17 protein-coding genes are annotated in these 19,682 nt (G+C 58.6%); 9 read left to right on the forward strand and 8 right to left on the reverse strand.

The features are described 5' to 3' along the window. The first annotated feature begins 77 nt into the window (after window positions 1–77). A complete protein-coding gene (purM, locus tag ACR6AS_RS09605) occupies window positions 78–1,118 on the forward strand; it encodes a phosphoribosylformylglycinamidine cyclo-ligase (RefSeq protein ID WP_111139321.1) in 1,041 nt (346 codons plus the stop codon). Further along, a complete protein-coding gene (gene purN / locus ACR6AS_RS09610; RefSeq protein ID WP_111139320.1) occupies window positions 1,115–1,753 on the forward strand; it encodes a phosphoribosylglycinamide formyltransferase in 639 nt (212 codons plus the stop codon). Before purM ends, purN begins: the two co-directional genes overlap by 4 nt. 245 nt (window positions 1,754–1,998) lie before the next feature. On the opposite strand, the gene pstB is transcribed toward purN, so the two are convergent. From pstB to ACR6AS_RS09625, 3 genes are read right to left on the reverse strand one after another with little or no spacing between them, the layout of a single operon-like run. Further along, on the reverse strand, window positions 1,999–2,766 hold the full coding sequence (pstB, locus tag ACR6AS_RS09615) for a phosphate ABC transporter ATP-binding protein PstB (RefSeq protein WP_434161861.1): 768 nt from the start codon (window positions 2,764–2,766) through the stop codon (window positions 1,999–2,001). A gap of 12 nt (window positions 2,767–2,778) precedes the next feature. Further along, window positions 2,779–4,413: a phosphate ABC transporter permease PstA gene (gene pstA, locus ACR6AS_RS09620; protein ID WP_434161863.1), complete on the reverse strand. Its 1,635-nt coding sequence runs from the start codon at window positions 4,411–4,413 to the stop codon at window positions 2,779–2,781. After that, entirely contained in the window at window positions 4,410–6,503 is a 2,094-nt protein-coding gene (locus ACR6AS_RS09625; RefSeq protein ID WP_293772884.1) for an ABC transporter permease subunit, read from the reverse strand. Before ACR6AS_RS09625 ends, pstA begins: the two co-directional genes overlap by 4 nt. 150 nt (window positions 6,504–6,653) lie before the next feature. Here ACR6AS_RS09625 and ppk1 point away from each other — a divergent pair, with 150 nt between their 5' ends. The 5 genes from ppk1 to mgtE all read left to right on the forward strand — a co-directional run bounded on the left by ppk1 (window position 6,654) and on the right by mgtE (window position 12,745). Then, window positions 6,654–8,714, forward strand: a complete 2,061-nt coding sequence (ppk1, locus tag ACR6AS_RS09630) for a polyphosphate kinase 1 (RefSeq protein WP_293772886.1) — start codon at window positions 6,654–6,656, stop codon at window positions 8,712–8,714. A 5-nt stretch (window positions 8,715–8,719) separates the two neighbouring features. Then, window positions 8,720–10,246, forward strand: a complete 1,527-nt coding sequence (gene ppx, locus ACR6AS_RS09635; protein WP_111142248.1) for an exopolyphosphatase — start codon at window positions 8,720–8,722, stop codon at window positions 10,244–10,246. A 41-nt stretch (window positions 10,247–10,287) separates the two neighbouring features. Next, window positions 10,288–10,902 carry a tellurite resistance methyltransferase TehB gene (tehB, locus tag ACR6AS_RS09640; protein ID WP_111142249.1) on the forward strand — a complete coding sequence of 205 codons (615 nt, stop codon included), beginning with the start codon at window positions 10,288–10,290 and terminating at the stop codon, window positions 10,900–10,902. A gap of 100 nt (window positions 10,903–11,002) precedes the next feature. After that, entirely contained in the window at window positions 11,003–11,188 is a 186-nt protein-coding gene (locus ACR6AS_RS09645) for a YfgG family protein (protein WP_111142250.1), read from the forward strand. Window positions 11,189–11,311: 123 nt separating this feature from the next. Continuing rightward, complete coding sequence (gene mgtE / locus ACR6AS_RS09650) at window positions 11,312–12,745, forward strand: magnesium transporter (RefSeq protein ID WP_434161866.1); 1,434 nt, start codon at window positions 11,312–11,314, stop codon at window positions 12,743–12,745. Here the strand turns inward: mgtE and ACR6AS_RS09655 are convergent, their stop codons facing one another. Together ACR6AS_RS09655 and ACR6AS_RS09660 are read right to left on the reverse strand one after the other, a co-directional pair. After that, entirely contained in the window at window positions 12,746–13,243 is a 498-nt protein-coding gene (locus tag ACR6AS_RS09655) for a helix-turn-helix transcriptional regulator (RefSeq protein ID WP_293772890.1), read from the reverse strand. 20 nt (window positions 13,244–13,263) lie between these two features. Then, window positions 13,264–13,509, reverse strand: coding sequence for a hypothetical protein (locus ACR6AS_RS09660; protein WP_313655471.1), 246 nt, complete (start codon window positions 13,507–13,509; stop codon window positions 13,264–13,266). Window positions 13,510–13,703: 194 nt separating this feature from the next. Here ACR6AS_RS09660 and ACR6AS_RS09665 point away from each other — a divergent pair, with 194 nt between their 5' ends. Beyond that, the gene (locus ACR6AS_RS09665) at window positions 13,704–13,883 is read left to right on the forward strand and encodes a DUF2158 domain-containing protein (protein WP_293772896.1); all 180 of its coding nucleotides are present in this window, start codon (window positions 13,704–13,706) and stop codon (window positions 13,881–13,883) included. Window positions 13,884–13,913: 30 nt separating this feature from the next. Here the strand turns inward: ACR6AS_RS09665 and ACR6AS_RS09670 are convergent, their stop codons facing one another. The 3 genes from ACR6AS_RS09670 to guaB form a co-directional block, all read right to left on the reverse strand. Then, window positions 13,914–14,687 (reverse strand): DUF3750 domain-containing protein, encoded by a 774-nt coding sequence (locus ACR6AS_RS09670; RefSeq protein WP_293772899.1) that lies wholly within the window; start codon window positions 14,685–14,687, stop codon window positions 13,914–13,916. A gap of 299 nt (window positions 14,688–14,986) precedes the next feature. Beyond that, a complete protein-coding gene (gene guaA, locus ACR6AS_RS09675) occupies window positions 14,987–16,567 on the reverse strand; it encodes a glutamine-hydrolyzing GMP synthase (protein ID WP_111139160.1) in 1,581 nt (526 codons plus the stop codon). Window positions 16,568–16,635: 68 nt separating this feature from the next. Beyond that, window positions 16,636–18,102: an IMP dehydrogenase gene (gene guaB / locus ACR6AS_RS09680; protein ID WP_111139159.1), complete on the reverse strand. Its 1,467-nt coding sequence runs from the start codon at window positions 18,100–18,102 to the stop codon at window positions 16,636–16,638. Window positions 18,103–18,270: 168 nt separating this feature from the next. Between guaB and xseA the strand changes: the two genes are divergently transcribed. Beyond that, window positions 18,271–19,644: an exodeoxyribonuclease VII large subunit gene (gene xseA / locus ACR6AS_RS09685; RefSeq protein ID WP_434162009.1), complete on the forward strand. Its 1,374-nt coding sequence runs from the start codon at window positions 18,271–18,273 to the stop codon at window positions 19,642–19,644. Window positions 19,645–19,682: the final 38 nt, after the last annotated feature.

The raw sequence follows: 19,682 nt of genomic DNA on the forward strand, positions 1-19,682 counted from the left end.
CAAACGTTTGCCTGCACTGATAGAATTGCCGCGCTTTATTTTAAACCACCAACCGCAACTCGCGTGGGGACCTCGCAGTGACCGACAAAACCTCTCTCAGTTACAAAGACGCCGGTGTTGATATTGATGCTGGTAACGCTCTGGTTGACCGTATTAAAGGCGTAGTGAAAAAGACGCGTCGCCCGGAAGTGATGGGTGGACTGGGCGGTTTTGGTGCGCTTTGCGCGCTGCCGCAGAAATACCGTGAACCCGTGCTGGTTTCCGGCACCGATGGCGTGGGCACCAAGCTGCGTCTGGCGATGGATCTCAAACGTCACGATGCCATCGGCGTTGACCTGGTCGCGATGTGCGTCAACGATCTGGTGGTTCAGGGCGCCGAGCCGCTCTTCTTCCTCGACTATTACGCCACCGGGAAACTGGATGTGGAAACGGCCTCTGCGGTGATTACCGGTATCGCTGAAGGGTGTCTGCAGTCAGGTTGTGCGCTGGTAGGCGGTGAAACCGCCGAGATGCCAGGCATGTATCACGGCGAAGATTATGACGTGGCCGGGTTCTGCGTCGGCGTGGTCGAAAAGTCAGAAATCATTGATGGCAGCAAGGTGCAGGATGGCGACGTACTGATCGCCCTCGGCTCCAGCGGCCCGCACTCTAATGGTTATTCGCTGGTGCGCAAAATTCTGGAAGTCAGCAACACCGATCCGCTGTCTGAACAGCTGGAAGGCAAACCACTGGCCGACCATCTGCTGGAACCGACCCGCATCTATGTGAAGAACATCCTGAGCCTGATTGAGCAGGTCGATGTGCACGCGATTGCGCATCTGACCGGCGGCGGCTTCTGGGAAAATATTCCGCGCGTGCTGCCTGACAACACCCAGGCGGTCATCGACGAGAAGAGCTGGCAGTGGCCGGCCGTCTTCAGCTGGCTGCAGCAGGCGGGCAACGTCAGCCGTTTCGAGATGTATCGCACCTTTAACTGCGGTGTGGGCATGGTCATTGCCCTGAGTCCGGCCGACGCCGATAAGGCGATTGCGCTGATGCAGGCGGCGGGCGAGAAAGCCTGGAAGCTGGGCGTGATCAAAGCATCTGATGCTGAAGAGCGTGTGGTTATTAACGGATGAAAAAGCTGGTTGTACTGATTTCCGGCAACGGAAGTAACCTTCAGTCCATCCTTGACGCCTGTGCAAGCGGGCGGATTCACGGCAGCGTGGCTGCCGTGTTCAGCAACCGTGCCGCCGCGTATGGCCTGACGCGGGCGCAGGAGGCGGGCGTGCCCGCGCATGCGCTTGCCGCCAGCGACTTCGCCGACCGTGAAGCCTTTGATCGCCAGCTTATCGCGGCGATCGAGGCGTACTCGCCCGATCTGGTTGTGCTGGCGGGCTATATGCGGATCCTCAGCCCCGCGTTCGTCGCCCATTTTCACAATCGCCTGCTGAATATCCACCCTTCTCTGCTGCCGAAATATCCGGGCCTGCATACGCACCGTCAGGCGCTGGAGAATGGCGACAGCGAACATGGCACCTCCGTGCATTTTGTCACCGAAGAGCTGGATGGTGGCCCGGTGATCCTGCAGGCGAAAGTCCCGGTTTTCCCTGGCGATAGTGAAGCGGAGATTACCGAACGGGTTCAGCATCAGGAGCATGCGATCTATCCGCTGGTGATCGGCTGGTTTGTCGAGGGCAGGCTGACGATGCGTGACGGTAAAGCCTGGCTGGATGGCAAACCGCTGCCGCCACAGGGCTATGCTAACGACTGAGGCGGCGGGGAAAGCCGGTGCTTTCTGGCAGAGTAACGGCGCAGCGAGCCTGAGCAAAGCGGTAAAAAAAAGCCCTCGCTCAGCGCAGGCGATGACGTCCCCTCCCTGAAGGCTAACATTTTGCGATGTCTGAAAACGCTCCCGGCGTTTTTATCCCTGGCCCGTCAGTTGCTACTGCGGGCACAGGCTTTTATCGCTTCGATGACATGAGCCGCCCTGAAAGCCGTCTGCCCCCTGCCCCCGACTTAGCCGTAGCGCCCCGTAATATAATCTTCGGTCCGACGCTGTTTCGGCGCGGTAAAGATGCGATCGGTCTCGTCAAACTCCACTAACGTGCCCTGATGCATAAATGCGGTGTAATCGGAGACGCGCGACGCCTGCTGCATGTTATGCGTCACCAGCACCAGCGTGAAATGCTGCCTGAGCGTGGTCATCAGCTCTTCAATGACCAGCGTAGAGATGGGATCCAGCGCGGAAGTCGGCTCATCCAGCAGCAGCACTTCCGGCTCAATCGCGATGGCGCGGGCGATCACCAGACGCTGCTGCTGGCCGGTAGAGAGCGTCAGCGCATTCTGCGACAGCTGGTCTTTCACCTCACTCCAGAGCGCCGCCGCCCGCAGCGCCCGTTCGCAGGCTTCGTTCAGCACCCGCCGATCGCGCACGCCCTGCAGACGCAGTCCGTAGACCACATTTTCATAGATCGATTTAGGAAAGGGGTTGGGCCGCTGAAACACCATGCCGACCCGACGGCGCAGCGCCGAGAGATCCTGTTCGGGGCGCAGGATCGACTGCGATCCCAGCAGCACGTCACCCTCGCCCCGGCAGTGATCGATCACGTCGTTCATGCGGTTAAAGCAGCGCAGCAGCGTCGATTTACCACAGCCTGAAGGACCAATCAGCGCGGTGATTCTGTTTTTTGGCACCTGCAGCGAAATATCCTGCAGCGCCTGGCGCTCGCCATACCACAGCGACAGATGGTTAACGGTCAGCGCGATATCCGTGTCGGACGTCATAGTCATAGCCTGTTATTGAGTCATAAGACGAAAGCGTTCACGCAGACGGTGACGCAGACCCATCGCCAGCAGATTCAGTGAGAGAATAATCAGCACCAGCAGCAGTGCGGTCGCGAAGACCAGCGGACGGTCTGCTTCAATATTCGGACTCTGAAACGCCAGATCGTAAATCTGGAAGCCCAGATGCATAAACTTGCGGTCCAGATGCAGATAAGGGAACACTGCGTCCACCGGCAGCTCCGGCACCATCTTGACCACGCCCACCAGCATCAGCGGCGCGGTTTCCCCGGCAGCACGCGCGACGGCCAGAATCAGACCGGTCAGCATGGCGGGCACCGCCATCGGCAGGACCACGTTCCACAGCGTTTCCGCCTGAGTGGCCCCCAGCGCCAGCGATCCCTGACGCAGGCTGTTGGGAATGCGGGATAGCCCCTCTTCGGTCGCCACAATCACTACGGGCAGCGTCAGCAGGGCCAGCGTCAGCGACGCCCAGAGCAGGCCGGGCGTGCCAAACGTGGGATTGGGCAGCGCGCTGCTGAAAAACAGCCGATCAATCGTGCCGCCAGCCAGCCAGACAAAGAATCCCAGGCCAAAGACGCCATAGACGATGGAGGGCACGCCAGCCAGATTGACTACCGCAATACGTACCAGCCTCGTCAGCGCATGACGCCCCGCATATTCATGCAGCCAGATAGCGGCGACAACGCCCAGTGGCATCACCACCACCGACATCAGCAGCACCATCAGCACGGTGCCGAAGATGGCCGGAAACGCCCCGGATTCGCTTTCCCCTTCGGCGGGTGAATCACTGACAAACCGCCATAACTGATGCAGAAAATGCACTATCTTGCCGCTCAGCTTCATGGCGTTCGGCTGCCAGCTGTCGACGATTTCGGTCAGCGGGATCGCATGTTCAGTGCCCTGGACATCACGCAGGATGAGCTGATCACGCTGACTCTGCAGTTGCAGAGCCGCGAGCGTCTCGCTCAGCTGATTAAAGCGGCGCTGCAGGGCGGCCTGATTGGCCTGATATTCCGATTCGGCCTGCAGATCGAAGCGCCCGGCAGCGCGGTTTCTGGCTGCCTGCTCGTCAAGATCTTCACGCTGGTTATTCAGGCGCGCCATATCGACCCGACGGATCTGATTCGCCTGCCGCACCAGCATCTGTACCTGCCCCAGCCGCTGATGCAGCAGCGCATCGGGATGCTGTGCGGTTAACTCTTCATTGTCCTCCCGCAGGCCGACAAACCAGCCATAGGCCAGGCCGTGGCTGCGCCGCTGCAGCACCATGACCTCCGCTGGCTGGCTGACCTTCGCCGCACTCCGGCTGTAGATGACCCGGAAGTCTGGCGCATCCCAGTCGCGGTTACCGGTTTTCACCAGGTAGCGGTGAACCTGCCCGCCGCTATTGCCCTGTTCATCGGCCGGAGCCGGAAAGTGACGCTGATGATCCAGGGTTTCGCCCAGCAGGCGCGTCTCGCCGCCCGCTGGCTGGCTGAACGTATACAGATCCACCCGCTGCGGCCAGAAGGCACGCACCCCCTGCCAGGCCAGCAGCCCGATCAGCAGCGTAAAGGCCAGCAGGCAGACCGCTACGGCCCCGGCGGTTAACCAGCGCCAGCGGTCGTTCTGTCGCATCGCCTTCATGCCTGCTCCTCCTGCTGACTGTAACGCTGGCGCAGCCGCTGACGGATCAGTTCGGCCACGGTGTTGATCACCAGCGTAAAGATCAGCAGCATCAGGGCGCTGAGAAACAGCACGCGATAATGGGCACTGCCCGCCACCGCTTCGGGCATCTCGATAGCGATATTCGCCGACAGCGCGCGCAGGCCGCTGAACAGTCCGCCTTCGCTCTGCGGCGTATTACCGGTGGCCATCAGCAGAATCATGGTTTCGCCCACGGCCCGCCCCAGCCCGATCATCAGCGCGGCAAAGATACCGGCCGAGGCACCGGGCAGGACGACGCGTGTCAGGGTCTGCCACGGCGTGGCCCCCAGCGCCAGCGACCCCTGTCCCAGGGCGGCCGGGACGCTGAACAGGGCATCTTCGGAAAGCGTAAAAATCAGGGGCACCAGCGCAAAGCCCATCGCCAGCGCCGCGACCAGCAGATTGCGCTGCTCATAGTGGGGCAGCCAGTCGCCCGCATCCGGGATAAACAGCGTGGGCAGCCACAGCGTCAGCAGCGTGACCAGCAGCAACAGCGGCAGCAGAATCAGCACCTCACGGCCCGGCCGCCGCCAGCGCGACGGTAAGCGGGCGCTGAGTATGCCGCACAGCAGTAGCGTGCCCGCCAGCGTCAGCGGCAGCAGCAGGACGCCCACCAGCGCCTGTCCGATATGCGGCGCCAGCCAGATCCCGGCAATCAGCCCCACCACTACGCTCGGCAGCGCGCCCATCATCTCGATAGCTGGCTTTACCCAGCGCCGTAATCCGGGCGACATGAACCAGGCGGTGTACATCGCCGCGGCCAGCGCCAGCGGTGTGGCAAACAGCAGCGCTAAGCTGGCCGCTTTTAACGTTCCTGTCACCATCGGCATCAGACTGAATTTTGCCTGATAGCTGTCGCCCGCCGCAGTGGACTGCCAGACCCAGTCCGGTCCGGGATAATTTTCATACCAGATTTTTTGCCAGAAACTGCGCCAGGTGACGTCCGGCCAGGGATTATCCAGCCGCAGGCGCTGCCAGCTTCCCGCCCGCTCAATCAGCAGGCTGTCGCCCTGAGGTGAAAACTGCGCCTGCACAATGCCAGGCGCCAGCTGACGCTCCAGAATCGGGCCAGGCTGCTTACTGGCAAAGAGGCGTAACAGCCCCTGCGGGCTGATCGTCGCAAATACCCGCCGTTGTGATTCTGTCACCAGCAGCGTGCCGTCGTCGCTGCGGCTGTCGGCAAACGTCCGGATACGCTGCAGGCGCGGCCCCTGCTCGCTGGCGACAGCGAACCACTGTGTCACGCCGGTGCGATCCTGAATCAGCAGACTTCTGCCGCCCACCAGCAGATGCAAACTTTGCGGGCGCTGCGGCAGCGTGTGGGTTTCGCGCAGATGCGCCCGATCGTCATCCAGTTGCCAGACGCGCAGCAGGCTGCCCTCCGTGGTGTAGAGCAGATCGCCTGAGGGAGAGAGAACCAGCAGATCCAGCTGATCCTGAGGCAGTGAGAACACTGAGGCCTGGCGATCGGTGCCCAGCGTCAGCACCCGCAGTCCGGCACCCGTGAGCGCCGCGATACGCCACTGACCGGCCTGGCGCGTTGCCAGCGCCATCTTTGTCACCGCACCCTCGGGCAGATGAAAGGGTTTGTCGCCCAGCGGAAAATGCCACTGCCCGTCAGTGGTGGGCTGTAACAGCGTCAGCGCGCCCTGCATGTTCAGCAGCAGCGTCTGTTCATCACTGCTCCGCACCACCTCATCGGGCGGCGGCGTCAGCGCCAGCGCCGGTTCAGCAGGCTGACCATCCAGCGGAATAAAACGCGCAGCGCCCTGGCTGCTGATACGCCAGCCTATCCGGCCCAGATTGCCTGTTGCGACAGCAGGCGCACGATCCCAGAGCTGCTGGCTGGGCATCACTTGCACGCCCGGCGCACTGAAGAGCGGAAGCACCACGCCAATCAGCCAGCAAAACAGCAGCAGCATTAACAGCAGGATCGCCACGCCACAGCAGGTGATCAGCCGCCGCGTCAGCCGATCAACGGCACGACGCTTACGATCGCTGAATTGGACAGGAATGTGGTTTACGCTCATGCGGTTCCGGTAGCAGGCTAAAATAAGCCGCTATGTTGCCCGTAGCCGATTGATAAGACAACTGCTGGCGTTGGACAACGCTGCCATACTCTCGCCATAATGTTTGTGGATACTGGATCTTCAGTCCTGCAACCGCTAAATGGAGTGAGAATGGGTCAGGTAAAGCTTTACATTGAAAAAGAATTAAGCTGGTTATCTTTTAATGAACGGGTTTTGCAGGAAGCCGCAGACAAAAGCAATCCACTGATTGAGCGGATGCGCTTTCTGGGCATCTACTCCAACAATCTCGACGAATTTTATAAAGTGCGGTTTGCCGATCTGAAACGCCGCATTCTGATTGGTGAAGAGCAGGGTTCCGCCAGTACGCCACGCCATCTGTTCAAGAAAATTCAGCAGCGGGTAATGAAGTCCGATCAGGAGTTTGATGCGCTCTATAACGAGCTGCTGCTGGAGATGGCGCGCAATCAGATCTTCCTGATCAACGAACGTCAGCTCTCCCTTAACCAGCAGGCGTGGCTGCGCCACTATTTCAAGCATGAACTGCGTCAGCATATCTCGCCGATTCTGATCACGCATGAAACCGATCTGACCGAATTTCTTAAAGATGATTACACCTACCTGGCGGTAGAGATTATTCGCGGTGACGACATCCGCTATGCGCTGCTGGAGATCCCGTCCGATAAGGTGCCGCGCTTTATTAACCTGCCGGCAGAGCCGCCGCGTCGCCGCAAGCCGATGATCCTGCTGGATAACATTCTGCGTTACTGCCTGGATGACATTTTCAAAGGTTTCTATGACTACGACGCGCTCAACGCCTATTCAATGAAAATGACGCGTGACGCGGAGTACGATCTGGTGACGGAGATGGAGTCCAGCCTGCTGGAGCTGATGTCCTCCAGCCTCAAACAACGTCTGACTGCAGAGCCGGTGCGCTTCGTCTATCAGCGCGATATGCCTGAGGCGATGGTCGAATTACTCTGCCACAAACTCTCTATCTCGAATTTTGACTCCATACTGCCGGGCGGCCGCTACCACAACTTCAAAGATTTTATCGGCTTCCCGAACGTCGGCAAAAACAACCTGATCAATCGACCGTTGCCGCAGATCCGTCACATCGGCTTCGATGGCTTCCGCAACGGCTTTGATGCGATTCGCAACCGCGACGTGCTGCTCTACTATCCCTATCACACCTTTGAACATGTGCTGGAACTGCTGCGTCAGGCGTCGTTTGACCCCAGCGTGCTGGCGATCAAGATCAACATCTACCGCGTTGCGAAACATTCGCGCATTATGGATGCGATGATCCATGCCGCCTATAACGGCAAAAAGGTTACGGTGGTGGTGGAGCTGCAGGCGCGCTTCGATGAAGAGGCCAATATCTACTGGGCCAAGCGCCTGACCGAAGCGGGCGTTCACGTTATCTTCTCCGCGCCGGGTCTGAAGATCCACGCCAAGCTGTTCCTGATCTCGCGCCGCGAAGGCGAAGAGATTGTGCGCTACGCGCATATCGGCACCGGTAACTTTAACGAGAAAACCGCGCGACTCTACACGGACTACTCCCTGCTGACGGCCGACGCGCGCATCACGAATGAGGTGCGCCGGGTCTTCAACTTCATTGAGAATCCCTACCGGCCCGTCACCTTCGATCACCTGATGGTGTCACCGCAGAACTCGCGCCGGATGCTGTATGAGCTGATCGACACTGAAATCGCCAACGCCCAGCAGAATAAGCCTTCCGGCATTACTCTGAAAATCAACAATCTGGTGGACAAAGGGCTGGTTGATCGGCTTTATACAGCCTCCAGCGTAGGGGTGAAGGTGAATCTTCTGGTGCGCGGAATGTGCTCGCTGATCCCGGATCTGCCCGGGATCAGTGAAAATATTCGCGTCATCAGTATTGTTGACCGTTATCTGGAACACGATCGCGTCTATATTTTTGAGAATGGCGGCGATAAAAAGGTGTTCCTCTCCTCCGCTGACTGGATGACGCGTAACATCGATTACCGCATCGAAGTGGCCGTGGCGATCCTCGATCCCCGCATCCGGCAGCGCATACTCGACATTATTGCGATTCAGTTGAGTGATACGGTGAAAGCCCGCATCGTTGATAAAGAGCTGAGTAATCACTACGTCCAGCGCGGCAACCGTCGTAAAGTGCGCTCACAGCTGGCGATATATGATTACATCAAGAACCTGGAACAACCTGAATAAATCCTATGCCAATTTCTCATAAAAGTACGCCAAAACCCCAGGAGTTTGCGGCGATTGACCTGGGCTCGAACAGTTTCCACATGGTGATCGCGCGGGTTGTCGATGGTGCGATGCAGGTACTGGGGCGCCTTAAGCAGCGCGTTCACCTGGCTGATGGTCTGGATGCACAGCACAACCTCAGTGAGGAAGCGATGGAGCGCGGGCTGGCCTGTCTGGCCCTGTTCGCCGAGCGCCTGCAGGGGTTCAGCCCCAGCAACGTGACGATCGTCGGCACCCATACGCTGCGTGAAGCGGTGAACGCCGAAACCTTCCTGCAGCGCGCTGCCGAGGTGATCCCCTACCCTATCGAGGTGATTTCGGGCCATGAAGAGGCACGTCTGATCTTCATGGGCGTGGAGCACACGCAGCCGGAGAAAGGCCGTAAGCTGGTGATCGATATCGGCGGCGGCTCCACCGAGCTGGTCATTGGCGAGGATTTTGAACCCCAGCTGGTCGAGAGCCGCCGTATGGGTTGCGTCAGCTTCGCCCAGCTCTATTTCCCGAAAGGCGAAATCAGCCGTGAAAACTTCCGTCGAGCCCGTTTAGCGGCGGCGCAGAAACTGGAAACACTGGCGTGGCAATATCGTCTGCACGGCTGGCAGTATGCGCTGGGCGCCTCCGGAACCATCAAAGCCGCCTGCGAAGTGCTGCAGGCGATGGATGAGAAAGAGAAGCTGATTACGCCGGAGCGCCTCGACAAACTCTATGACGAGGTGATGAAACACAAATCCTTTGCGGCCCTGAGCCTGCCGGGCCTCTCCGAAGAGCGCAAAGGAGTGTTTGTGCCGGGGCTGGCAATTCTGTGTGGTGTGTTTGATGCGCTGGCGATTCGTGAGCTGCGCCTCTCCGACGGCGCGCTGCGTGAAGGCGTGCTGTATGAGATGGAAGGCCGTTTCCGTCATCAGGATATTCGCAGCCGGACCGCGCAGAGCCTGGCGAACCACTACGCCATTGACAGCGATCAGGCGCGTCGTGTGCTGGAAACCACCGAGCAGCTCTATCTGCAATGGCGCGAGCAGAACCCGAAACTGGCAAACCCGCAGCTGGCTGCCCTGCTGAAATGGGCGGCGATGCTGCATGAAGTGGGTCTGACCATCAATCACAGCGGCCTGCAACGCCACTCGGCCTATATCCTGCAAAATACTAATCTGCCAGGCTTCAATCAGGATCAGCAGATGCTGCTGGCGGCGCTGGTGAGATTCCACCGTAAAGCGGTGAAGCTTGATGAGCTGCCGCGCGTCACGCTGTTTAAGAAAAAGCAGTTTGTGCCGCTGATTTTCCTGCTGCGCCTGGGTACGCTGCTGAATAATCAGCGCCAGGCCACCACCCGTCCCGACTCCTTAACCCTGAAGTGTGATGATGGCCACTGGACGCTGGTTTTCCCGGCGGGCTACTTCAGTCAGAACAACCTGGTCCAGCTCGATCTTGAACGCGAGCAGGTTTACTGGAATGACGTCACGGGATGGAAACTGATCCTCGAAGAAGAAGCCTGATTACCCGGGCGCCTGGCGCCCTTTTAACTGAACTGAAGACGATGACACAACCAACCGCACCGATTTCAGGCGATAACTATTTCGCCGAAACCTATGGCCTGACGCCGCCCCACTCCGAAGTGGTGGCGGCGCTGCCTCAGCTGACCGTCGGCAAGGCACTTGATCTGGGCTGTGGCGTGGGCCGCAATACGCTGTTTCTGAACCAGCACGGTTTTGACGTTACGGCGTGGGATCATAACCCGCAGAGCCTGGCGCGCCTGCAGTCGATTATTGAGCAGGAGGCGCTCAGTGGCATTCATACTGAGCAGCGTGACCTGAATAATACCCGCTTCAATGGCGGCTTCGACTTTGTGCTGTCGACCGTGGTGATGATGTTTCTGCAGCCGCAGACCATCCCTCAGCTGATTGCTGATATGCAGGCCTGCACCGTCAGAAATGGGTATAACCTGATTGTTGCGGCAATGAACACGCCGGATATGCCCTGCCCGTCCGATTTCGCCTTTGCGTTTAAGTCGGGCGAACTCAGTCACTACTACCGCAACTGGCACATCGTGAAGTACAACGAGCATCCCGGCCAGCTGCATCGTACTGACGAAAATGGCAACCGCATTACCTGCCGTTTCGCTACGCTGCTGGCGCAGAAGGCGAGCTACTGATCTTTATTTGCTGTTTTTTTCTACAGCGATTGATTTCATCAGGCGACTGTGACTAAATATTGCAGTCGCCCTGCATGGGTCATCACAGGAACCACCCCGCGTGAACAGCGCTATTTCTCCCCGAAGACGTCAGAAAACCGGCACCATGACCCGTATTGTGTTGCTGATCAGTTTTATCATTCTTTTTAGCCGCCTGATTTTTATCCTGCCTGCTGCCTTTGAGCACCATCAGCAACAGAAAACGATCCCCGAGCCGGTTGTCATCACAACAGGTGATACGCGCTAACGAATCGTGATTTTTTCGCCTGAAATCTGAACATAATCCGGACAACCGGACGCATTTCTGCACCCCTTTTTCAGGCGAAACGCTACACTTCGTGCTGGTGCTTTCAGACTAAAGGGATAAATTGTGTCTGCCTCTCACTCTCAACGTTTAAGTGAAATACGTCATCGCATTCTGACGCTGCTGCTCAACGAGCACGATCTGGTTGATGCGCTGCTGGAGAAATCCGGCGATCTCAGCCCTGAGCAGCAACGTGAAAATGCGGCCCGGCGCGATGCGCTGGAACAGGACATTCTGCAACTGCACGCCGCTGACCTCGCAGATATTCTCGAAGCCTTGCCCGAGGAGGAGCGTCAGGCGCTGTGGCGACTGGTGCCGAATGAACGGCGCGGCCATGTGCTGGTAGAAGCCTCTGAAACGGTCTGGGCCAGCCTCACCGAAGAGATGAGCGACCGCGATATCCTGCGTGCCATCCAGCCGCTGGACATCGACGATCAGGTCTGGCTGGCGCGTTATCTGCCTCGCGACCTCACCGGACGCCTGCTGGCGACCGTCGAGCCTGCGCTGCGTGCCCGTATGCTGAGCATGGTGCAGCTTGACCGTGACCGCGTGGGCCGGGTGATGGATTTCAATATTCTGACGGTGCGCGAAGATGTCACGCTGGCGACCGTGCAGCGTTTTCTGCGCAAGCGCAAAAGCATGTCTGGCGGTACCGATAAACTCTTTATTACCAATAAACAGAATCAGCTGCTGGGCGAGCTGATGCTGACCGATATCCTGCTCAACAAGCCTGCCACGCAGGTCAGCGACGTGATGAATCCGCGGCCGACCACCTTTCAGCTTAATGACAAAGCCGAAGATGCGGCCAGCGCCTTTGAACGTTATAACCTGATCTCTGCCGCCGTCACTGATGCAAAGGGCAAACTGATTGGCCGTGTCACCATCGAAGACATCATCGACCTGGTGAATGCCGAAAACGAAAGCAACATCCGTAAAATGGGCGGTATCAGTCAGGAAGAGGATGTCTTCGCGCCGGTCCGCAAATCGGTGCGTAAACGCTGGGCCTGGCTGGCTATCAACCTCTGTACCGCCTTTGTCGCATCCCGGGTCATCGGCCTGTTTGAAGGCACCATTTCCCAGATCGTGGCTCTGGCAACGCTGATGCCGATCGTCGCCGGTATCGGCGGTAATACCGGCAACCAGACCATCACCATGATTGTGCGGGCGCTGGCCTTACATCAGGTTGAACCGGGTAACTTCTCGTTTCTGATCGTCCGTGAACTCGGCGTCGCGCTGATTAACGGCCTGTTCTGGGGCGGCATCATGGGCGCCATTACCTGGCTGATGTATGACAATATGGCGCTCGGCGGCGTGATGATGCTGGCGATGGCGCTGAATCTCCTGCTGGCCGCACTGATGGGCGTCCTGGTGCCGCTGGTCATGACCAAAATGAAGCGCGATCCGGCGGTGGGTTCCAGCGTCCTGATCACCGCGCTGACTGATACCGGCGGCTTCTTTATCTTCCTGGGTCTGGCAACACTTTTCCTGCTGCCGCACTGATCAGGCCTGTACGCCATAGCGTTGCAGCGACCCGCTGAGATTGCGCTGCCGGGTGACCCGGGCCAGCTCGCGGGTTGCGGCAGGCAGCGCATAGTCACCGCGCTGGCTCAACCACTCCAGCACATCTGACAGGTGCCAGATGGCGGTTTTGCCGTCATGCACTGGCAGCGGAAAGGGCGGACGATGGCTGAGCATCAGCTTGCGCATATTTTGCCGGGTCATGCCGACCATCTCTGCTACATCGGTTAAGCCGACAAAATCGGGTGCGGCCTCCACCAGCGTCGCGCCCGGGATGGCACGCTGCACATCCTCTTCCGCCTGAATCAGCGCCGCCGCTGCGGAGTCCGCTTCCCGGGTAAACTCCAGGGCGATCCGGCCTGGCATCCCCAGGCCGATCAGCGCATCATCACAGCCTGCCGCGGCCAGCGTTTCCAGCATCGCGTCTGCCGGCTCATGCCCGTCCGGCAGGCTGAACCGCAGTGTAAAACAATATTCCATATGCCTCTCCTTGTGCTGCATCAGGACTTCAGATAGTGACAGTTATCGACCACCCGCCGCAGTGCGCAGGCATGCTGATGTGCATTTCTGGGTGTGCTCCAGATACAGGTCAGACAAAATTCCCCGCATCGGCACGTCAGCAGATTTTTCGGGCAGTACATCTTTCCCCAGGCGTGATGGCCGCTGGTAACCACCAGCCAGCCATGAGATTCGGCGTAACGCAAAGCCGTCTCGATCTCTTTGTTGGGATGCCGTTTCCTTGCCATATTTTTTCCCTAGCATGACGCTGAACTGAATAGTTGTCAACTGACAACTCAGTGAAAATATCTTCGTGCGGCTCAGCATGCGCAGACTTTTTCTCACAGTAAAACAGCCAGGGTATAAACTGGAAAACGGTACGCAAAAAATCATCAGTGCCACTTTTTACATGGCGTCATCAACAGCAAACAGCGGAGGCAGGATGTTTAAAGCAGAGGATTTTGTTCAGTCGAAAACCGGCGGCCCTAAAATGCAGGTGCTTCGGGTAGAAGGCGACACCCTGTGGTGTGCACGGGTGGATGATGCGACAAAGAAGGAGATTGAAGTCAAAGCAGACAGCGTCAACCTCTATCACGAAGAGGGTGACTTTGGCGTCTGCTGAAGTGAAATGGCCCCTGTCGGGGCCTGACCATCAGGGCTTATCCTGCTGAAGATTGTCATTGCCCAGCCCGCCAATGAACGGCAGCCGCAGCCGGAACGGCATGAAATCAAGCCCCATATTCAGCCCCAGCAGATTCACTTCAAACCCCTCTTCCGCGCCCAGCGTCACGCCCGCCACCCCCAGAATCGACACCTGCACGCCGCGCCCGGAGGGTGGCAGCCCGACCGGACGCCACAGTGGCCGGTAATCTTTACCCAGCGCGTTGGCAGGCAGATCAAGCTTCAGAGCTGGCACTTCCCGGCCGATATGCGCCAGGAAGGTGTTGCTGTTCGGCCCTGGCCAGGCGTGGTAAGTGTTCGGCCACGGATAAGATTGAATCGCGGCCTCAATCTGCGGGATCATCGCCTGCGCTTCCGGCCCACGGTGATCCACCAGCAGCCTGGGTTTTGCGCCATACCAGTAGCCATCCGGCAGGTTAGTGTTGCGGCGAACTTTATCGCCGCTGCCCCAGCTGATCACTTCATAGCGCGTGTAGCGCGTTTCACCGGCACGTTTGAAGATGATCCAGGGATGCACCGCTACCCGCCCTTTCCAGCCATAGGTCGGCGCGGCGTAGACCTGAACGATAGCCAGGCTGTATAGCGCGCGCGGGTCGGGCGCAATGCCGGCCGAATCGCGGCGGGCCGTTGCCCAGCCGCCCGACTCTGCGGTTTCGCCGTGACGCGTCGCCTGCGCGATGCTGGCACCCAGCGACAGCAGCAGTACGGCAACAAAAAACAGGCTGAACACTTTCAGTGAGAGCATGACAACATTCCTGATGGCGTAAGGATCACAAAGCGCCCGATCAGCAGGCATTTCAGTAAGCGGCTTGAGGATACGGATTATCAAAGCGGCGGATAAAAGCGGGACACAACAAGTGGCAGGTGCAGGCTTTTACTGCAGGGAGAATAGCGTATTTCCTGGCAAAGTGAACAGAAAACCGTCAGTGGCCGGTGTGGATGTGCTGAAAGGTTAAAACGGGCGTGGCGGGAGATTAAGCCGGTAAAAAAGCCCGCGTGTCTGCGGGCTTCAAAAGGGTCAGGCGTTAATCCGCCGGTGAGGGATTATTCCCACTCAATCGTTGCCGGTGGCTTACCGCTGATGTCATACACCACGCGGGAGATGCCGTCGACTTCGTTGATGATGCGGTTAGAGACACGGCCCAGGAACTCATACGGCAGGTGCGCCCAGTGAGCAGTCATAAAGTCGATGGTTTCCACCGCACGCAGCGAGACAACCCAGTCATATTTGCGACCATCGCCCATCACACCAACCGAACGGACCGGCAGGAAGACGGTGAATGCCTGGCTGACTTTGTTGTAGAGATCCGCTTTGTGCAGCTCTTCGATGAAGATGGCATCGGCACGACGCAGCAGGTCGCAATACTCTTTCTTCACTTCGCCCAGCACACGCACGCCCAGACCCGGACCCGGGAAGGGATGACGGAACAGCATGTCATACGGCAGGCCCAGCTCCAGACCAATCTTGCGCACTTCATCTTTGAACAGCTCTTTCAGCGGCTCAACCAGGCCCATCTTCATCTCTTTCGGCAGGCCACCGACGTTGTGGTGCGATTTAATGACGTGCGCTTTACCGGTGGCCGACGCCGCCGACTCAATCACGTCAGGGTAGATGGTGCCCTGCGCCAGCCACTTCACGTCCTGCAGCTTCAGCGCCTCTTCGTCGAACACTTCCACAAAGACGCGACCGATGGTTTTACGCTTCGCTTCCGGATCGTCGATGCCAGCCAGCGCGTCCAGGAAGCGCATTTCGGCCGGGACATGGATGATGTTCAGACCAAAGTGGTCGCCGAACATATCCATCACCTGCTGTGCTTCATTCAGGCGCAGCAGGCCGTTGTCCACAAATACGCAGGTCAGACGGTCGCCGATCGCACGATGCAGCAGCATCGCGGTTACGGAGGAGTCCACACCGCCGGACAGACCGAGGATCACTTTGTCGTTGCCCACCTGCTCACGCAGGCGCTCAACCGCATCTTCGATGATTTTGGCGGGCGTCCACAGGGCTTCACATTCACAGATGTCGATGATGAAGCGCTCCAGCATCCGCAGACCCTGGCGGGTATGGGTGACTTCCGGGTGGAACTGCACGCCGTAGAAGCGCTTCTCTTCGTTGGCCATGATGGCAAACGGACAGGTTTCTGTGCTGGCAACGGTCACGAAGTCTGCCGGGATAGCCGTGACTTTGTCACCGTGGCTCATCCAGACATCCAGCAGCGGTTTACCGGCGGCGCTTATCGCATCTTCGATATCACGAACCAGGGCGCTTGGCGTGGTCACTTCCACCTGCGCATAACCAAACTCACGCTCGGTTGAGCCCGCCACTTTACCGCCCAGCTGCATCGCCATGGTCTGCATACCGTAACAGACGCCCAGCACCGGCACGCCCGCGTTGAAAACATATTCAGGCGCGCGCGGGCTGTTCAGCTCGGTGGTGCTTTCCGGACCACCGGAAAGGATGATGCCGCTTGGGTTGAACTGGCGGATCTGCTCTTCGGTGACATCCCATGCCCAGAGTTCACAATAGACGCCGAGTTCGCGCACGCGGCGTGCGACCAGCTGAGTGTATTGTGAGCCGAAATCGAGAATCAGAATGCGGTGCTTATGGATATTTTCCGTCGTCATTGAGGGTTTTCCAGAACGGTGACTTGAACAATAAAAGCGCCCGGCTAAAGCCGGGCGGGAAATCGGGATTATGAACCCATGCGGTAGTTCGGTGACTCTTTGGTGATGGTCACATCATGCACATGGCTCTCATTGATGCCCGCGCCGCTGATGCGGACAAACTCCGCTTTGGTACGCAGGTCGTTAATGGTCGGGCAACCGGTCAGGCCCATGCACGAACGCAGTCCGCCCATCTGCTGATGAACGATCTCTTTCAGACGGCCTTTATAGGCTACGCGGCCTTCGATACCTTCCGGCACCAGTTTGTCGGCAGCGTTATCGGTCTGGAAGTAGCGGTCAGATGAGCCTTTGGACATCGCGCCCAGTGAACCCATACCGCGATACGATTTGAATGCACGGCCCTGATAAAGTTCGATCTCCCCCGGAGACTCTTCGGTTCCTGCCAGCATCGAACCGACCATCACACAGGATGCGCCAGCAGCGATCGCTTTCGCGATGTCACCAGAGAAGCGGATACCGCCATCGGCAATCACCGGAATCCCGGTGCCTTCCAGCGCGGCGACGGCATCAGAAACGGCCGTGATTTGCGGTACACCCACGCCGGTCACGATACGGGTCGTACAGATAGAGCCTGGGCCGATACCTACTTTCACCGCGCTCACGCCCGCTTCAACCAGCGCCAGTGCGCCCGCACCGGTCGCCACGTTACCGCCAACGATCTCCAGATCGGGATATTTTGCACGGGTTTCACGGATACGTGACAGCACGCCTTCGGAGTGGCCGTGAGAAGAGTCAATCAGCAGCACGTCAACGCCCGCCGCGACCAGCGCATCGATACGCTCTTCGTTACCGGCACCCGCACCGACAGCCGCACCGACGCGCAGACGACCCTGCGCATCTTTACAGGCGTTAGGTTTACGTTCGGCTTTCTGGAAATCTTTAACGGTGATCATGCCCAGCAGGTGGAAGCTGTCATCCACCACCAGCGCTTTCTCGACACGTTTTTCATGCATTTTGTGCAGAACAACGTCGCGCGCCTCGCCTTCTTTCACCGTGACCAGGCGATCTTTCGGGGTCATGACGGCAGAAACAGGCTGAGAAAGATCGGTCACAAAGCGCACGTCACGACCGGTGATGATCCCCACCAGTTCGTTGTCGCCGTTCACCACCGGATAGCCCGCAAAGCCATTACGCTCGGTCAGCGCTTTGACGTCAGACAGCGGCGTGGTCGGCAGAACGGTCTGCGGTTCGGTAACGACGCCGCTCTCGTGCTTCTTCACCTTGCGCACTTCATCTGCCTGGCGTTCGATTGACATGTTTTTATGGATGAAGCCCAGACCGCCTTCCTGTGCCAGCGCAATCGCCAGGCCCGCTTCGGTTACGGTGTCCATCGCGGCGGAGAGCATCGGAATATTTAAACGGATATTTTTGGTCAGCTGCGTGCTGAGGTCGGCCGTGTTTGGCAGGACGGTGGAGTGAGCAGGAACGAGCAGAACGTCGTCAAAAGTGAGTGCTTCTTTAGCGATTCTTAACATGGCAATACTCCACCTCGGGTGATTGAGATTAGATAAAATATTGCCGCGGCATTATACAGGCCGTAATCGATTGCCTCCACTATTTTTTAAGAAAAACTCTTGATCCGCTCTGGCAGGACTGTAGTATCGATGAATTAACCTCCTGATTTGGAATTTGATCTTCGTCACATGTCGCTGCCACCGATCGCCAATATTTTTACCGTCAGCCGCCTTAATACGACAGTGCGTCAGCTGCTGGAGAAAGAGATGGGCCTGGTCTGGATCAGCGCCGAGATCTCCAATTTCACCCAGCCGGCATCCGGTCACTGGTACTTCACGCTGAAAGATGATGGCGCGCAGGTTCGCTGTGCCATGTTCCGCAACAGCAACCGCCGCGTGACTTTCCGGCCTCAGCATGGTCAGCAGGTGCTGGTCCGCGCCAATATCACACTCTATGAGCCGCGCGGCGACTACCAGCTGATTGCCGAAAGTATGCATCCGGCGGGCGAAGGTCTGCTGCAGCAGCAGTTTGAACTGCTGAAGGCAAAGCTGGCAACCGAGGGTCTGTTCGAGCCACAGCACAAGCAACCGCTGCCGGACCCGGCGCGTCAGGTCGGGGTGATCACCTCCTCTACCGGCGCGGCGCTGCATGATGTGTTGCGCGTGCTGCATCGTCGCGATCCCTCCCTGCCCGTCGTGATCTACCCCACCGTGGTTCAGGGCGTTGATGCCCCGGCGGCTATCGTCCGGGCGATCGAAATCGCGAACCTGCGCAATGAATGCGACGTGTTAATTGTCGGTCGCGGCGGCGGATCGCTGGAAGATTTGTGGAGCTTTAACGACGAACGCGTCGCGCGCGCCATCTTTGCCAGCCGCATTCCCATCGTCAGCGCGGTCGGCCATGAAACGGACGTGACCATTGCCGACTTTGTGGCGGATCTGCGTGCGCCCACCCCCTCCGCCGCGGCCGAGCTGGTCAGCCGGAATCAGGTTGAGCTGCTGCGTCAGTTACAGTCGCAGCAGCAGCGGCTGGAGATGGCGATGGATTACTATCTGGCCCGCCAGCAGCGGCTCTACAGTCGTCTGGAGCATCGCCTGCAACAGCAGCATCCTCAGCTGCGCCTGGCCCGCCAGCAGACGGCCCTGTTCCGTCTGCAGCAGCGTCTGGGTGAGGCGATGGAAAATCGTCTGCGCCACGCCACGCGCCAGCAGGATCGTCTGCTCCATCGCCTCAGCGCGCAGCAGCCGCAGCAGCGTGTGTTTGAGGCGCAGAAACAGCTGCAGAGCTGGCACTATCGCCTGCAGCAGAGCATGGAAAAACAGCTGAACAGCCGCAAACAGATCTTTGGTCAGCGGGTCGCTCAGCTGGAAGGCGTCAGTCCGCTGGCCACGCTGGCGCGAGGGTTCAGCGTGACCACCGACACCGCCGGTCAGGTGGTGAAAAACACCGGACAGCTTCAGAGCGGCGACCTGCTGCGCACCCGTCTTGATGATGGCTGGGTGGAAAGCCAGGTCACGCAGTTAGTGCCCGAGAAAAAACGCCGCCGCAAAAACTTCGCCTGATTCCGCCGCCCTGCCCGCTTCTCTGATTAACGCTGGCC

Source organism: Pantoea phosphatilytica, from assembly GCF_051025615.1.
Taxonomy (GTDB): Bacteria; Pseudomonadota; Gammaproteobacteria; order Enterobacterales; family Enterobacteriaceae; genus Pantoea.

What these genes read in the sequence shown, in the direction of transcription:
- purN (WP_111139320.1), top strand. Translation starts at nt 1,115, where the DNA reads ATGAAAAAGCTGGTTGTACTGATTTCCGGCAACGGAAGTAACCTTCAG.
- pstB (WP_434161861.1), bottom strand. Translation starts at nt 2,766, where the DNA reads ATGACGTCCGACACGGATATCGCGCTGACCGTTAACCATCTGTCGCTG.
- pstA (WP_434161863.1), bottom strand. Translation starts at nt 4,413, where the DNA reads ATGAAGGCGATGCGACAGAACGACCGCTGGCGCTGGTTAACCGCCGGG.
- ACR6AS_RS09625 (WP_293772884.1), bottom strand. Translation starts at nt 6,503, where the DNA reads ATGAGCGTAAACCACATTCCTGTCCAATTCAGCGATCGTAAGCGTCGT.
- ppk1 (WP_293772886.1), top strand. Translation starts at nt 6,654, where the DNA reads ATGGGTCAGGTAAAGCTTTACATTGAAAAAGAATTAAGCTGGTTATCT.
- ppx (WP_111142248.1), top strand. Translation starts at nt 8,720, where the DNA reads ATGCCAATTTCTCATAAAAGTACGCCAAAACCCCAGGAGTTTGCGGCG.
- tehB (WP_111142249.1), top strand. Translation starts at nt 10,288, where the DNA reads ATGACACAACCAACCGCACCGATTTCAGGCGATAACTATTTCGCCGAA.
- ACR6AS_RS09655 (WP_293772890.1), bottom strand. Translation starts at nt 13,243, where the DNA reads ATGGAATATTGTTTTACACTGCGGTTCAGCCTGCCGGACGGGCATGAG.
- ACR6AS_RS09660 (WP_313655471.1), bottom strand. Translation starts at nt 13,509, where the DNA reads ATGGCAAGGAAACGGCATCCCAACAAAGAGATCGAGACGGCTTTGCGT.
- ACR6AS_RS09665 (WP_293772896.1), top strand. Translation starts at nt 13,704, where the DNA reads ATGTTTAAAGCAGAGGATTTTGTTCAGTCGAAAACCGGCGGCCCTAAA.
- ACR6AS_RS09670 (WP_293772899.1), bottom strand. Translation starts at nt 14,687, where the DNA reads ATGCTCTCACTGAAAGTGTTCAGCCTGTTTTTTGTTGCCGTACTGCTG.
- guaA (WP_111139160.1), bottom strand. Translation starts at nt 16,567, where the DNA reads ATGACGACGGAAAATATCCATAAGCACCGCATTCTGATTCTCGATTTC.
- guaB (WP_111139159.1), bottom strand. Translation starts at nt 18,102, where the DNA reads ATGTTAAGAATCGCTAAAGAAGCACTCACTTTTGACGACGTTCTGCTC.
- xseA (WP_434162009.1), top strand. Translation starts at nt 18,271, where the DNA reads ATGTCGCTGCCACCGATCGCCAATATTTTTACCGTCAGCCGCCTTAAT.